Origin of the sequence: Acidisarcina polymorpha (assembly GCF_003330725.1) — a bacterium.
Classification (GTDB): Bacteria; Acidobacteriota; Terriglobia; order Terriglobales; family Acidobacteriaceae; genus Acidisarcina; species Acidisarcina polymorpha.
In genome coordinates this window covers 3,436,603-3,450,981 of the sequence record NZ_CP030840.1, presented here as the reverse complement: position 1 = coordinate 3,450,981, position 14,379 = coordinate 3,436,603, and the positions used below count along the sequence as shown (strand labels likewise).

Here is a 14,379-nt window from a genome sequence, read left to right as displayed (position 1 = left end):
GGCGTACGTAACGTCGTCGGCTCAACCGCCATCCCAGCGCCGACATGCTGATGTTTGGTATGTGAAACTCGGCCACGTATCGCGATCGAAGACACGACCGCATCGATGGCAACCGGAGCCAGCTTCTTTACTGCACTCCGTTTTACTGGATTCTTTGTCTTACTGCATTCCCTTCCCACTGGTCCGCCTAACAATTAAGCCGAAGTTAAGGGAGCGCCAATGTATATCCATCTCTCCGTCGCCACAAGTCCAAAAGGCCAGCGGTTCAGCAGCGCGGACCCTCTTAATAACTGCTTCTTCGGACTTTCCCAAAGTCTGGCCCGGTCTCGCCGAACTGTGATGCTGCTAATCATCCTGTTCGCCGCGATCGCATCAACCAGCGCGCGCAGCCAACAAGTCGAGACCACTCTTCCAACGTCGCAGCGAACCACCATCAACTTGTCGGCCGGCATGCCCGGACAAAGCCCATGGCTCTACATAAAAGACTCTGACTCGACTGCGTACGCCACAACGGCATACAACGACTCGGCCTGGATGCCAGTCGGCATTCCTTACTCCGCGAATCTATTGACCTCTTTTCTGAACGCGGACTCGGGCGGCGGTGACGGCGACTTGAACGGCACCAGTAACTGGTATCGTCTTCATTTCACCCTCGGCACGCAGTATGCGAACAGCAAGATCTTAGTGGAATTCGAAGGCGCCCACACCGGTGCCCAGGTTTACATCAACGGCACCCTCTTGCGAGGAATTAGCGCCGTCGCCGCCAATGCTCAAGCCTCGCACGTCGTCGGCTTCATCCCCTTCATCGTTGATCTCACTCCTTATGTGAAAACCGATGGCGTCACACCAAATGTGCTCGCCGTGAGCGTCTCTCGGAACGATACCTGGTTCGAACAACCGGGCTTCTCCCAGGATTATCGCTTCGGGCAAGCCGATGCGGGTTTGTTCCGGCCCGCCTATATGTTCATCACCAACAAGGTGCATATCCCAGTGAACGTCTACTCGAATCAGAAGACGTGGGGCACTTACGTCGCGACGCTCTCCGAAGTCCCCTCTTCTTCAAATACCGCAACCGCAAACTCGGCGATTGTCGAGGTGCAGACGAATGTACTCAACGAAAACACGACCTCTCAACAAGTGACCCTCACCACCCAGATTGTAGACGCGAACGGAAACGTTGTCGCAGTCGCGCCGACCCTGACTCAGACCGTTCCGCCAATGACTTCGAGTACGTTCCCGTCCACCGCGACTCCGATGTTTGAGCAACAGATCACCGTGAACAACCCCACCTTGTGGTATCCCAACAACAGCACGTATGGCAAGCCATATTTGTACAAGGTCTACCACATCGTCAGTGTCAACGGGGTGGTCGTCGATGCCGCTCAGAGCCCGCTCGGCATCCGCACCATCACCTGGGACCATAACTTCCCATACTTCAACGGCCATCCGATGTATCTATGGGGTGCATCGGGCCGCTATGACTATCCCGCGCTGGGCTCTTCCGTTCCCGAAGAGCAGCAATGGCGCGACCTCGCGCAGTTAGCCGCCGAGGGTGGCAACATCTGGCGCCCCGGCCACTCCACCACCAGCGAAGAGTTCGTCAATGCGGCGGACGCCTACGGCATCATGATCGATCAGCCTAGCGGAGACGGAGAGGGCGCGTTCTCTTCGCCCACCGCCGACCAGGTCACCTTGAAAGAAGAGTTACATCGCGACATGATCATTCGCGACCGCAGCCATCCCTCCATTCTCGATTGGGAGTCGAACAACGGCACCATGAATGAAACGGTTGGTGAAGCTCTCGAAGCCATCAACGAGTTATGGGACCCGGTAAATACGCGGGTCGCCGCCGATCGCACACCAGACCCCGTCAATGGCTACATGCTCGGCTGTACCCTGCAAGGCTGCGAAGTAGGTGTTAAGTCCGAGTTCCCCAACAACCCGGCATGGGGATCCGAATACTGGGGTAATGGCACCGGGCGTGGTTTGGCATGGGATTATGAATTGGCCTTTTCCGCGCCCTTCCTTGATAACTGGCGTCAAAGTCGAGCGGCAAATGCTTTCGGCATGGCTCAATGGTACTTTGCCGATTCTCCCGGTGAAGATAGCCTCTACGCTGAATATCAGAAATACCTGAATACATCCTCGCAGGCAGCCTACCAGTCGAGCGTCCGTTCGCTCGGGGCCTCTTCGGTTGATATGAACCGCTTTCCGAAGCTACTGTACTACGTCTACGAAGCTGCCTGGACACCCTTCACCATCAAACCAGTTATCCACGTCGCTCATCACTGGAACCGCGCCTATCAGAACTCCGGCCCCATACAGGAGAACGTCTTCAGCAATTGCCCATCGGTGCGGTTGATGATCAATGGCGCTCAGCAAGGTGCGGTTGAGACACCTAATAGCTGGGAATCGAACTCCCAGTCGAACCTGACTCAAACCACCACCCTGATGCCATTTCAAACTTCCTGGATGGTGAACTGGGTCTCCGGTACCGTGGAGGCGGAGTGCCTCGATCAGTTTGGAAATGTCGTCGCCACTGATAGCAGGGTGACGGCTGGACCCGAGAGCAAAATCGTCCTATCGGTTACACCCGAGTTGGCCAAACCCGATGGCAGCAGCTTCGCCGTCACTGCCAACGGATCCGACGCTGCCTTCGTCACAGCCAGTGTCGTCGACACCAACGGCAATGTGGAACCGACCGCCTCTGACACAATTACGTTTTCGGTGAGCGGGCCTGCTACCTACATGGGCGGCTCCCAGCAGTATGTGTCCACAGCCTCCGACGCATACTCAACGTCTTCAGGCCATACCGAGCTGAATTATCACGCGCCTGGCGATCCTCAGTTACAGGTTGAAGGGGGCATGACCCGGATCACGATCCGCAGCCAGTTCACTCCCGGAACAGTGACCGTCACCGCAACCGCTCCCGGTCTGAGCACCGGCATTGCAACCTATACCATCGAACCCGTCCCAAGTGTTACGCCGGCCGCTACCATTCCAGCTATCATCGTGCCGCCTGCAAGCATCGCAGTGACCGTAGGCCACACCGCATCCTTTTCGGTGACCGCCGCCGGCACAGCCCCACTCACCTTTCAATGGAAGTTAAATGGAAGCCCCATAGCCGGAGCCACCAACTCCACCTATACGACCCCTGCCACCACCTCTGCCGCCAATAATGAGAGCTTCACCGTAACCGTCACCAACGGCGAAGGCTCTGCAACCTCAAGTGCCGCTATCCTTACCGTGGATGCGGCAGCCGATGTAGCCATCACCACTCAACCCGCAAGCCAGGCCGCGTATGTCGGTCAGACGGTGACGCTGTCAGTTGTTGCCACTGGCTCGCCCACATTGGCATACCAATGGAAGCTGAACGGCACAGCCATCCCCGGCGCAACTAGCTCGATTTACACCGTACCGGTGCTTACCTCCAGCAATAGCGGCGAGAGCTTCACCGTGGTTGTAAGTAATCCGGTCGATTCCGTAACATCGGCAGCCGCAGTCATCACCGTAAATGCCGCCATTGCCCCATCCATCACTCAACAACCCGCCAGTCTCTCTGTGCTCGCGAACAATCCAGCGACCTTCTCTGTCGGAGTCGCTGGTTCCTCTCCCTTCACCTATCAATGGCAGCTGAATGGAGAAAATCTGCTTGGTGCGACCACCTCGACCTATTCCATTCTCCAGGCTCAGTCCACAAATGTGGGCACTTACACGGTCATTGTGACCAATGCCGTCGGGAGCGTAGCCAGCGCCCCAGCCACCCTCACGATAGCGCCTCCAGGAGTTAACCTCGCTCTTGGCCAGCCTGCGACAGCAAGCAGCTCGCAAGGTGCTGGTCTAACTCCGAATTTGGCGAACGATGGCAGCCTCACCACTCGTTGGGCCTCAGTAGCAGCCACCGATCCATCCTGGATCCAGATCGACCTTGGCTCCGTTCAGCCCTTTGACAACGTCATCCTCTATTGGGAGGCTGCCTATGCGGCCACTTATCAAATTCAATACTCGACTACTGGCACAACCTGGAGCGTCGCCTATAACAACACCAATGGAGTCGGTGGCATCGAGAACCTCACCTTTCCCACCGTGCAAGGTCGCTATGTTCGGATGTACGGCGAAACCCGGGCCACAGCCTACGGTTATTCCCTGTACGAATTCCAAATCTATAACATCGCGCAATGCGGCGGCTCGAGCGAACGCTACACAGTCCTGAGTCCAACTAGCGTTCTTGACAACGCAAGCCACTTGACCTGGCAGCGCGCCGAGACTACCTATGCAAGCGGTGGGGCCCAGTACACCCAGCCTATCGCTCAGACCTACTGCAGCAGTCAGGGCCTGCGTTTACCCACCCAGCCGGAGGCGCTTGCCATCAGCGGTGCAAGCTCACCTTCATGCGCATTCCCACAAGCCTGGAACACCTGGACTTCCACCATCGACCCCTCGAACAGCAACGACGCAGGATTTGTGACTTCTTCTGGGTTGGCTACCTGGCAAGTCGCAAACAACTATCCCGGCGCAGTCTTATGCAACTCAGGAACGACTGTCCCCCCGCCCGCGATCACGACCCAGCCAGCATCTCAATCCGTCAATGTCGGCGCCAGTGCGACCTTCAGCGTCGTAGCCGGCGGTACCGGGCCCTTCACCTACCAGTGGTACATGAACGGCAACGCGATCACCGGCGCCTATTCGTCGAGCTACACCACCCCAGCAACTGTGTCGAGTGAAAATGGTGCACTCTATAGCGTCGTTGTGATAGGCCCGACTAAGGAGACCGTCACCAGCAACGCCGCTACCCTGACGCTCTCCGCTCCTCCGTCCGATGTTATCGCCATCGCCGCAGGAGCAACCACCACCGAGGGGACCTTCGCGGCAGATGAAGACTATACCGGCGGCAGTACGGCCGGAACCACAAACACCATCAGCACAACAGGCGTCACCTTCCCTGCCCCCGAAGCCGTCTATCAAGCGGAGCGCAACGGCGTCTTCAGTTACATAATTCCCGGTCTCACTGCGGGAGTGAGTTATCCCATCCTGCTCCATTTCGCCGAGTTCTATTGGACCGCCACTGGCCAGCGGGTCTTTAACGTCAGCATCAATGGCGCATCTGTCCTCAAGAACTTCGATATCATCGCTGCTGCCGGAGGACCGAACCAGGCTGTCGTCGAGCAGTTCAACGCTACCGCCAACACCAGCGGGCAGATAATCATCTCCTTCACCGCAGGCGCTGCTGATCAACCCAAGGTAGATGGCATCGAGATAAGGAAGGCCGGCGGCAGCCCGGCTTGCAGTGCCGTTCCTGCAGCACCATCGACTTTCGCCGCTACGGCATCTTCGTCGAGCGCGATCAGCTTGACATGGGGAGCAGTAACTCCTCCCGCGAACTGCACCATCAGTTCCTACAATGTCTACCGCGGCACAACCAGCGGCTTCACCCCATCGGCCGGCACCCTCCTTGTCAACACTGGTACCAATACCAGCTACTCGAACACCGGGCTCCCCGCATCGACCACTTACTTTTACGTCGTGGAAGCGGTCGATGCCGACGGTAACTCGACCGCATCTTCACAAGCTTCAGCTACAACGCAGTCGAGCGGCTCTACTTCAGAAATCCTGGCGATCGCCGCTGGTGGTCCGGCAGAAAGCAACACGAGCGGGGGCGACTATCCCTTCATCGCTGACGAAGATTTCAGCGGAGGTGGCGACAATCAGGTAAGTACCGTGACCATCAATTTGACCCAGCCGGGTGCCAATGCGGCACCGATGGCGGTCTATCAGCACGCCCGCGCCGGTGTCTTCACCTACACCATCCCCGGCTTGACCGCGGGCGCTCAATACACCGTCTTGCTCCACTTCGCAGAGACCTATTTCACTGCCGCTGGAGACCGGGTCTTTAACGTCGCCATCAACGGCACCACCGTCCTGCCTGGCCTCGACATCTACGCCGCGGTGGGCATAAACGCGGCATTAGTAAAGCAAATTACGGCGACCGCCAATAGCAGCGGACAGCTCGTGATCGCCTTCACCGCCGGGGCCGCCAACCAGCCAATCGTCAGCGGCATTGAGGTCCGATAGAACGACTCGGTAGAACTCAAGTCTAGAGATTGGACTGAAAACGAACCAGCATGCCCGACATCAGCGCACAACCTGCAGTCGATAGGAGAAACATCATGTCGAAGCAACACGCTAAATCCTTAGGATGGACTTTCCGGCGGACACTCCTCGGCTTGACCATTGTCTGGGCCCTCAATGTTACCGCTACACCGAAAGCTATCGCGCAGGAGATCGTGGCCATCGCTGCCGGGGGACCCGCCGAAAGTAACTCAACCGGTGGAGATTACTCCTTTGTTGCCGACGAAGACTTTACCGGTGGAGGAGATAATCAAGTGGGCGTGGCCGCCATCAGTTTAGCCCAACCTGGAGTTAATGCGGCGCCAGCGGCCGTCTACCAACACGCCCGCGCTGGGATCTTCACCTATACCGTCCCCGGCCTGACTGCGGGCAAGCAATATACTGTGTTGCTCCACTTCGCCGAGACTTATTTTACCTCTGTCGGCGATCGCGTCTTTAACGTCGCTATCAATGGGACCGTGGTACTGAGCAGCTTCGACATCTACGCGACCGTCGGAATCAATGCCGCTCTCGTTAAATCCTTTCACGCCACCGCCAACACTAGCGGCGAAATCGTAATCGCCTTTACTGACGGTACTGCAAATCAACCCATAGTCAGCGGTATCGAAATCCGCAGCCCTTCCGGCACCTGTGGCGCAGTGCCTTCCGCCCCAACCGGACTCGTCGCGAACGCATCGTCCTTATCCGTTATCAATTTAACGTGGACACCCGTAACTCCCCCGGCAAATTGCACCATCGGCTCCTATAGCCTTTACGGCAGCACCATCAATGGTTTTACTCCATCGGCAGCCAACCTGATTGCCAAGGGAATCACCACCGCGAGTTACTCCAACACCGGGCTAGCAGCTTCGACAACCTACTACTACGTCGTCGAAGCCCTGGATGCTGACGGCGCATCCACCGCTTCAACTCAGGCCAGTGCTAAAACGTCTACTGCCTCCTGCTCAGCCGTGCCTTCGGCCCCAACCGGCCTCAAAGCGACCGCTTCCTCTGCAAGCACCATAGGCGTAAGCTGGGCCGCGGTAACTCCTCCCGCCAACTGCGCCATCAGCTCCTACTCCCTATACGCCAGCGTGAATAGCGGATTCACACCATCGGCGAGCAACCTCATCGCCAGGGTCACCAACGGGACGACTTACTCCTCTACCGGCCTATCCGCCTCGACCACCTATTACTACGTCGTCGAGGCCGTGGACGCGGACGGCAACTCGGCCGCCTCGACTGCTGCCTCGGCGACTACGCAGGCAGCCGCGTCCGGCGCCGAGGTCCTGGCCATTGCAGCCGGCGGCCCATCCGAAAGCAACTCGGCAGGCGGCGATGATTCTTTCGTCGCCGACGAAGACTTCACTGGTGGCGGAGATAACACCGTCAGTGCGGCCGCCATTAACTTGACCCAGCCCGGCGCGAATGCAGCACCAATGGCCGTCTATCAGCACGCGCGCGCTGGGATCTTCACCTACACCATTCCGGGACTAGCCGCAGGCGATCAATACTCAGTCCTGCTCCACTTCGCTGAAACCTATTTCACCTCGGCTGGCAGCCGCGTTTTCAATGTCGCCATCAACGGAACGACCGTGCTCGCAAATTTTGATATCTATGCGGCCGTTGGCTTGAATGCGGCGCTCGTCGAGCAGTTCACCGCAACTGCCAATAGTAGCGGTGATATCGTGATCGCGTTCACCGATGGCGCCGCAAACCAGCCCCTCGTCAGCGGCATTGAAATCCGTAACACGGGTGCCTCCGGAGGCTGCACTAGCGTGCCCTCCGCGCCGGCCGGCCTGGTGACGAGCGCGTCCTCTTCGAGCGTCGCCTTGAGTTGGACGGCAGTAACTCCTCCATCCAGTTGCAGCATAACTTCATATCGTGTCTACGCCAGCACCGTCGGTGGATTTACCCCGTCAGCGGCTAATCTGGTAGGACAAGGAATTACCGGCACCACTTACACTGCAACCGGACTCGCAGCCTCCACAACCTATTACTTCGTAGTCGAAGCCCTCGACGCGGTTGGCGCATCCGTCGCCTCGACGCAAGCGTCGGCTACTACCCGAGGTTCTACTACATCGGAGATCGTAGCGATCGCAGCCGGCGGCCCTGCGCAAAGTAATGCCAGCGGCGGGGACGACCCCTTTGTTGCCGACGAATATTACAGTGGTGGCGGCGACAACGGCACCGTGTCCTCTGCCATCAATCTCACGCAGCCCGGCGCGAACGCGGCTCCGACCGGCGTATATCAAAACGGCAGGGTTGGAGCATCTAGCTACACCATACCGGGGCTGGCGCCTGGCGCTCAGTACACCGTTCTGCTCCACTTCGCAGAAACCTATTTCACTGCCACGGGAGACCGCCAATTCAACGTCTCCATCAACGGGGCATCCGTCCTGACCAACCTCGACATCTTTGCCACTGTCGGCATAAACGCAGCGCTGGTCGAGATCTTCACGGCCACGGCCAACAGCAGCGGCAATATCGTCGTCTCCTTCACGGTCGGCGCGGATAATCAACCGCTCGTCATGGGAATCGAGGTGCGGGGCGCTCCCAGCGGTTGCACCCTGCTTCCATCTAGCCCACCCACCGCCCTCACCGCCGTGGCGTCCTCGCCCAGTATCATTGGCTTAAGTTGGATGGGAGTTACTCCCCAGCCGAATTGCCCTGTCACTTACAACCTCTACCGCAGCACCACCAGCGGCTTTACCCCATCATCGGCAAACTTGATCGCAAGCGGCTTAACCACACTGAGTTACTCCAATAGCGGCCTCACTCCCTCGACGACCTACCATTACATCGTGGAGGCGGTCGATGCAGTAGGCGCATCGGCGCCCTCGGCGCCGGCAAGCGCAGAGACACATTCGGCCACATCTTGCATCGCCATTCCTTCAGCGGCGCCTGGAGGCCTGTTAGCGGCTCCATCGACCTCGACCGCGATAGAGGTAAGCTGGGCGCCCATCACCCCGCCTGCCAACTGCTCAAACATCACCTATAACCTATACGGCAGCTCTGCCGGCGGCTTCACTCCATCTTCGAGCAACGAGATCGCGAGAGGATTGACCGTCGCCACTTTCTTCCATACCGGCTTGCCGCCTTCATCCACCTACTATTACGTGGTGCAGGCGGCCGACGAAGATGGTGTATCTCCGGAAATATCCGGAGTAAGAAGCGCCACCACCCTTACCCCTCCCACTACGCTGACGGCAGCGGCTTCGTCTGCCAACGAAATAGATCTTACCTTCCCGGCAGCGAGTGCTCCGGCCCCGGTTATCTACAACATCTTCCGAAGCCCCACATCCCCTTTCACCCCATCCGGCAGCAATCAGGTCGGCAGCACCAAATCGAATTTCTACAACGATGTCGTGCTTGCCGCATCGACCGAGTACTACTACATTGTCCAAGCCAGCAGCTCGGCTGGAACTACGAATGTGGGCGGCCCGGTCAGCGCGACTACCCTGCCGCTCCCGCCCAACACGCCTCCGTTCTGGGATGCCAGCAACATACCGGCCACACCCGCCGGGGACGTCATTACCATCAAGTTCCTCAACCGGACCAACGGACAATACCCAGACAGCGAGGTCTTCTGGAGCGTTGACGTTGGTGGTGTCACCACGACAAACTCGATTGCGGCGCAGCCGACACTCTCGATGCCTGCCAATGCGTCAGGGCGGGTCTACTTCTATCTCGGCGCCGTCAACCAGAATACGAACAACTACTGGGACTTCCTCGAGTACACGCTGGGCTCAACCTTTATCAATATGAACTCCACCAGGGTCGACGCCTTCGGGCTCAAATACGCCTTCCAGCTAAGCTGCGGCGATGGAACCGATATTGCCATCGGTGAAACCGCCGGAGTCTTTGCCGAGGACCGGGCAAGCTTCTTCCAACGCTATCTTAACTCCGTTCCGGCAAACTTCCAGACGCTTGCGGAGTTGCAGGCTCCGTATCGGATCGTCTCTCCCGGGGCGGGTGGATTCGACGCCGGCGGTCCATATCAGACCTACTACAACGCTTGGATCGAACAGCTCTGGGCAGCCAACGGCATCACCATTCCGCTGGCGGTTCCCAACGGCGACGGATTGGGAAGTTACCCCGATCTCTCAGCTGCGATCTACCGCCACGTCGGCGGCGTCGCGGGTACCTTCAACGCGAACGGTACGCTGAACAACCAGGCATTGTGGGGCAATCCCAGCGCCTTCTATCAGACGGCGCCGGCGAGCTACTATGCGCAGTTCCTTCACGCCAACGCCATCAACGCCCAGCAGTATGCCTTCCCATTTGACGATGCGGGTGGCTACTCGGCTGACGTTGGTTGCCAAAGCCCCAGGACGCTGCTGGTTGCGATCGGTTGGTAGCCTGCAAAGAGGTTCGAGCGAGTTCCCTCCTGTCGGGATGGGACTCGCTCCCCAAGGGGAAAGCTCTTATTAAGGTCTGAGTAATCACACTACTTTGACAGGTATATCTTTTGGGATACTTTGGTCTTGCAGTGACGGAGTCAACGATTCCGATCAACACAGGTATGTTGACCGCAATAATCAAATCGGTTGGTAGGGGGATCGTAGAGCCCACAAAATCTGGTTAGATGCTTGATGCCGAACGCATCGACATAATGAATGTTGCCCAAAATCATAGACCCACAGAGTTTTGGCTTGTATCTCCACAGCCTGCTTTTCGGAAACAGGAATTTGCGCCGGTATCGGAGCGCTATCGCCAGGTGCGAATATAGCGGACGCTGCAACATGTTCCCGAATCTCCTTACTCGAGGAAATAGCCCTTTCTATCTCTAGTGGACCGTAACTTGTTTGAACCCCACTACGCGCTACGTGAATGTCAAAAGCTGAGATTTTCCACTATTAAGTATAGTCACCGCTGTCACGAGACGCGGGTGTGCCTGATCCGGAAATTGAGGTCGATTCCTCTAACGACGACCCACGGTCGCTGATCCCTTCTGAATTGTTCCCTGGAGGTGTCGATTTGGTCTTGCGCGAGTTTCGCTTGATTCGCGTCGCTGATCGCAGTCTCGGCCAAGGTTTGCTTAGCTACGCAGAGCGCACCGCTTGCAGCGACCGCGGCATCCTTAGCGGCGTTAGCAGCTCTCTGCGAAATGAAGCCTCTACCATACCCCGACGCCAATGGTGCAGAATGTCGCGAGAACCAGAGCAAGCGTGAATCTAGCCAATGTCCTGTTCGTTTTGACCTGAGATCGTGCGAATTCGTGCTGCTCAACCTCGCGTTTTTCGCGGGCGACCTCTTCCTCACTCTTAGGCTTATCGAAAATGATCATGCCTCCTTCTTGGTGCAAGGTGGCCGAGCCGCTATCCTTTCGTGTTTGGACAAGTGCTTATAGACCCGCTTCGCAAGAGGACTTACAGATTCTAAATAGAAATACCACGAAGACATGGGTGAGTTTCCAAGAGGGAAGGAGGAACCTCTTTCGCGTCCCGAAGGTGGCGGCTGAAGGAGAGGACGAGCTAAAACCGCAATCAAAGCGCAACGGAAGACCGCCAGCAAGGATTAGCGTTTGTGCATGCCCGTCCTTGCCCCCGCTGTTTGTAGCTTAGACGCTTGTTGGCGACCTTCCGCTTGGCGGCTTCGAACCAGGTTTGATCGTTCAGGTCTTGCGGTGTTGTACGGAAAGATTGTTCATCGAGGTAGCAGCCTCACCACTCGTCAGGCCACGGTAGCAGTCGGCGGTTCAGCAATGACCCAAGTCCCGTCGGTACCCCTCTTGGAGAATCCCGCAGTCCTCAAGTCCGTTAGTGTGGACGCGCCCGTTGACGTACACAACAGCGTGTTGCATAGAGTTGCTAATGTTTGCCTGAAACGGAGTTTGCAAGTACTACTTCGGAGCAGAAGCTTCGCCGCCATCTTTCTCTTTGTCTTTCTTATGTTCGGCGAACCACTTAATTTGGTCTGCCTGCAGCTTCTTGGCTTGCTCCGCTAGGCTCTGGCCGGCTTCCATCGCCGTCTTGCGGGAAAAATCATAACTCTGGTCAGCAGGAGGTTTGCTCAACGCAATCAGCCATTTCTCGCTTGCCGGAACCAACTCTTTCAGCGCCTTGCGCACGTCGCTATGGGTAGAGTCATAGGAGTCCAGATTGTCCTGCAGTTCATCCACCAGTCGGGTATATTCCTCAAGCAGGTTGTGAAGCTTGGTCGCTGTGTTTTGGGTCTTCGTGTCCCCGACTAGCTCCTGAATCGCATCAGTGCGTTGGGAGATGAACTTCATGTACAGCTTGATTCGCTCGACCGGCTGGTCGGCGACCTCGCGTACCTGGTCGACTTCGGCGTCGTTGAGCGGATCGCCCTTCGCCTGGCTGTGAGCTAAAACCGGAGTGAGAACCAGCATGCACCCCAGCATCAAACCAACCGGCTGCTTCCTCGGAAATCTAGGCCAGCGGGACAATCTCCACCACCTTGGCGTCGGGCTCACCGCCGCCCATCCTTCACCTGCGAAATACCTGCAGCATCATCTCCGCTTGTACTTGATCGAGCTGTTTGAGCGTGGCGTCGAGCGTCGGCCGGTCATCCAACGAAGCCTGCTGCAAAAGGTCCTTCAAGCGGAACGCGGTATGGCGAACAAGAATCTCAGCGTTCTTCAGCTTCTTGCTATCGTTGGCCACGCCCATGTGGATCTTTGCCGCGTATTGCTGGACGGTGTGCAGAGTTCCCGAAGCATTTTGCACATCTCCCGCCGAAAGCTGCCGCCCAGCGAGTTCGGTCATGTCATGGACTAGCTCAGCATAGAGAAAGCACTGTTCGCGAGGAGTCGCCTGACTGGCGCGTTCTGCCAGGGCAGTGAGAGTCTGCTGGTCGACGTTTTTCTCGTCCAGGGCCAAAGCGCCCGGAGTGGGCAGAAGAAATGCGAATGTCAGGACACTTGCCGATACTGCAACGAACCGCATGATGCACCTCCTGGGTGCCACGGGAACGATATGCTAGTTTGACTTACCCAGAGCGATCAGGCGATGCTGCGCCTCCCACTCCTGGTCCGGAAACTTTCCTGCCGAGGAAGCCAGGAACTTCTCATAATACTCCACTGCTTGCTTGCTCTGATGCAAATTATCGTACGCCGTAGCACGAAGGAAGTGACTTCCGGCATTTTCCTCGGCATATTTTGCCCGCATCGAAAGCGCCTCCAGAACGACCGCGTACTGTTTGTCCTGAGACGCCGCAATCGCTAGGCTCATCCAGTCATCGGCGTTCTCCGGAGCCACCTTCAACGCTGCCTGCAAAGCCGCTATCGCCTCCGGATAGCGGTGCTCTTGCAACAGATTCTCACCTCTGGCACTCAGTAAGTCGGCATTTTGCGGAGACTTCTTCAGCAGGTCGGTCAAAATGGGTTCCGCCTTCTCCGGATTCCCGTTCTGGGTGTAAGCGTCCGCCAACATCCCTCCGATCAACGCATCCTCCGGCTTCATCTGATGCAGCCGCTCGAGAATCCCTACCGCCTCCCCCTGCTTGCCCTCATACGTCAGCGTGCTGGCCAGCTGAGAATTCAGCGCCGGATCTTGCGGATCCCGGGACAACGCCGAACGCAGCAGCGGCTCCGCCTCGGCATATTTCTTCTGTTTTAGCAGCAGATGCACCAGCCCCGCGGTCGCCGCAGAGGACTCCGGCTGCTTCGCCAACACCCGGCGGTAAGCCGCCTCGGCCGTCACATCGTCGTCGTTCGCCGTAGCGATCTCAGCCGTCAGCAAAACATCGTCCGGCTGCTCCGGCCCCAGCCGCAGCGCCTCGAGCAGATGCTCCTTCGCGGACGCAGGGTCGCTCGTCCGCTCCAGACGCGCCAAAGCTCGAAAAGCCTGCGCCTGCGCTCCAGGATTCGGAGGATTCGGCTCGAGCGCTACCGCTTGCCGCAGCTGTTCAATCGCTTCCTGAGAGCGGTCTCGCCGGGCCAGAAGCAGGCCCAAGGAGAGCCGGGGCTCGAATGCTTTGGCGTCGGCAGCGATGGACTTCTGGTAGTCTTCGATCGCAACGTCTGGGTGATTCTCGGCATCCTCTATATATCCAACATCGAAGAGCGCTCGCGCGTCCGCGGGATGATCCGTCAGCCAGGGCTGCAACAACTTACGCGCCGGTTCATAGTTCTGCAGCGCCATCTGCCCTTCGGCCTCGGCCAGAGGAGTGGTAGCAGTGACTCCAGCGTTGCGGGCCGGTGAATCGACCGGTGTCGTCCCCGGAGGCAGAGGCGTTTGCTGCGCCCCCATCCCCATCACTGCCCCGCCAAGCGCAAGCGCCAGGACAACCACACTACGCTTCATC

Annotated in this window: 6 protein-coding genes; 2 read left to right on the top strand and 4 right to left on the bottom strand. The window is 57.8% G+C overall.

Translation table 11 applies throughout. The annotated features are described in order from the left end of the window. Positions 1-219 precede the first annotated feature (219 nt). Together ACPOL_RS14920 and ACPOL_RS14915 are read left to right on the top strand one after the other, a co-directional pair. Positions 220-6,072, top strand: a complete 5,853-nt coding sequence (locus ACPOL_RS14920) for a malectin domain-containing carbohydrate-binding protein (RefSeq protein ID WP_114207753.1) — start codon at positions 220-222, stop codon at positions 6,070-6,072. 95 nt (positions 6,073-6,167) lie between these two features. After that, positions 6,168-10,469: a malectin domain-containing carbohydrate-binding protein gene (locus ACPOL_RS14915; RefSeq protein ID WP_161557374.1), complete on the top strand. Its 4,302-nt coding sequence runs from the start codon at positions 6,168-6,170 to the stop codon at positions 10,467-10,469. Positions 10,470-11,227: 758 nt separating this feature from the next. Here ACPOL_RS14915 and ACPOL_RS33575 read toward each other — a convergent pair. From ACPOL_RS33575 to ACPOL_RS14895, 4 genes are all read right to left on the bottom strand, one after another. Next, a complete protein-coding gene (locus ACPOL_RS33575) occupies positions 11,228-11,398 on the bottom strand; it encodes a hypothetical protein (RefSeq protein WP_161557373.1) in 171 nt (56 codons plus the stop codon). Positions 11,399-11,953: 555 nt separating this feature from the next. Further along, positions 11,954-12,463: a hypothetical protein gene (locus ACPOL_RS14905; RefSeq protein ID WP_114207750.1), complete on the bottom strand. Its 510-nt coding sequence runs from the start codon at positions 12,461-12,463 to the stop codon at positions 11,954-11,956. Positions 12,464-12,560: 97 nt separating this feature from the next. Then, the gene (locus ACPOL_RS14900; protein ID WP_114207749.1) at positions 12,561-13,019 is read right to left on the bottom strand and encodes a hypothetical protein; all 459 of its coding nucleotides are present in this window, start codon (positions 13,017-13,019) and stop codon (positions 12,561-12,563) included. A 33-nt stretch (positions 13,020-13,052) separates the two neighbouring features. After that, complete coding sequence (locus ACPOL_RS14895; RefSeq protein WP_161557372.1) at positions 13,053-14,378, bottom strand: tetratricopeptide repeat protein; 1,326 nt, start codon at positions 14,376-14,378, stop codon at positions 13,053-13,055. Between the last annotated feature and the right edge of the window lies 1 nt (position 14,379).

Bases quoted from the DNA above. Each gene is read 5' to 3' on its own strand.
- ACPOL_RS14920 (WP_114207753.1), top strand. From the start codon at position 220: ATGTATATCCATCTCTCCGTCGCCACAAGTCCAAAAGGCCAGCGGTTC.
- ACPOL_RS14915 (WP_161557374.1), top strand. From the start codon at position 6,168: ATGTCGAAGCAACACGCTAAATCCTTAGGATGGACTTTCCGGCGGACA.
- ACPOL_RS33575 (WP_161557373.1), bottom strand. From the start codon at position 11,398: ATGATCATTTTCGATAAGCCTAAGAGTGAGGAAGAGGTCGCCCGCGAA.
- ACPOL_RS14905 (WP_114207750.1), bottom strand. From the start codon at position 12,463: ATGCTGGTTCTCACTCCGGTTTTAGCTCACAGCCAGGCGAAGGGCGAT.
- ACPOL_RS14900 (WP_114207749.1), bottom strand. From the start codon at position 13,019: ATGCGGTTCGTTGCAGTATCGGCAAGTGTCCTGACATTCGCATTTCTT.
- ACPOL_RS14895 (WP_161557372.1), bottom strand. From the start codon at position 14,378: ATGAAGCGTAGTGTGGTTGTCCTGGCGCTTGCGCTTGGCGGGGCAGTG.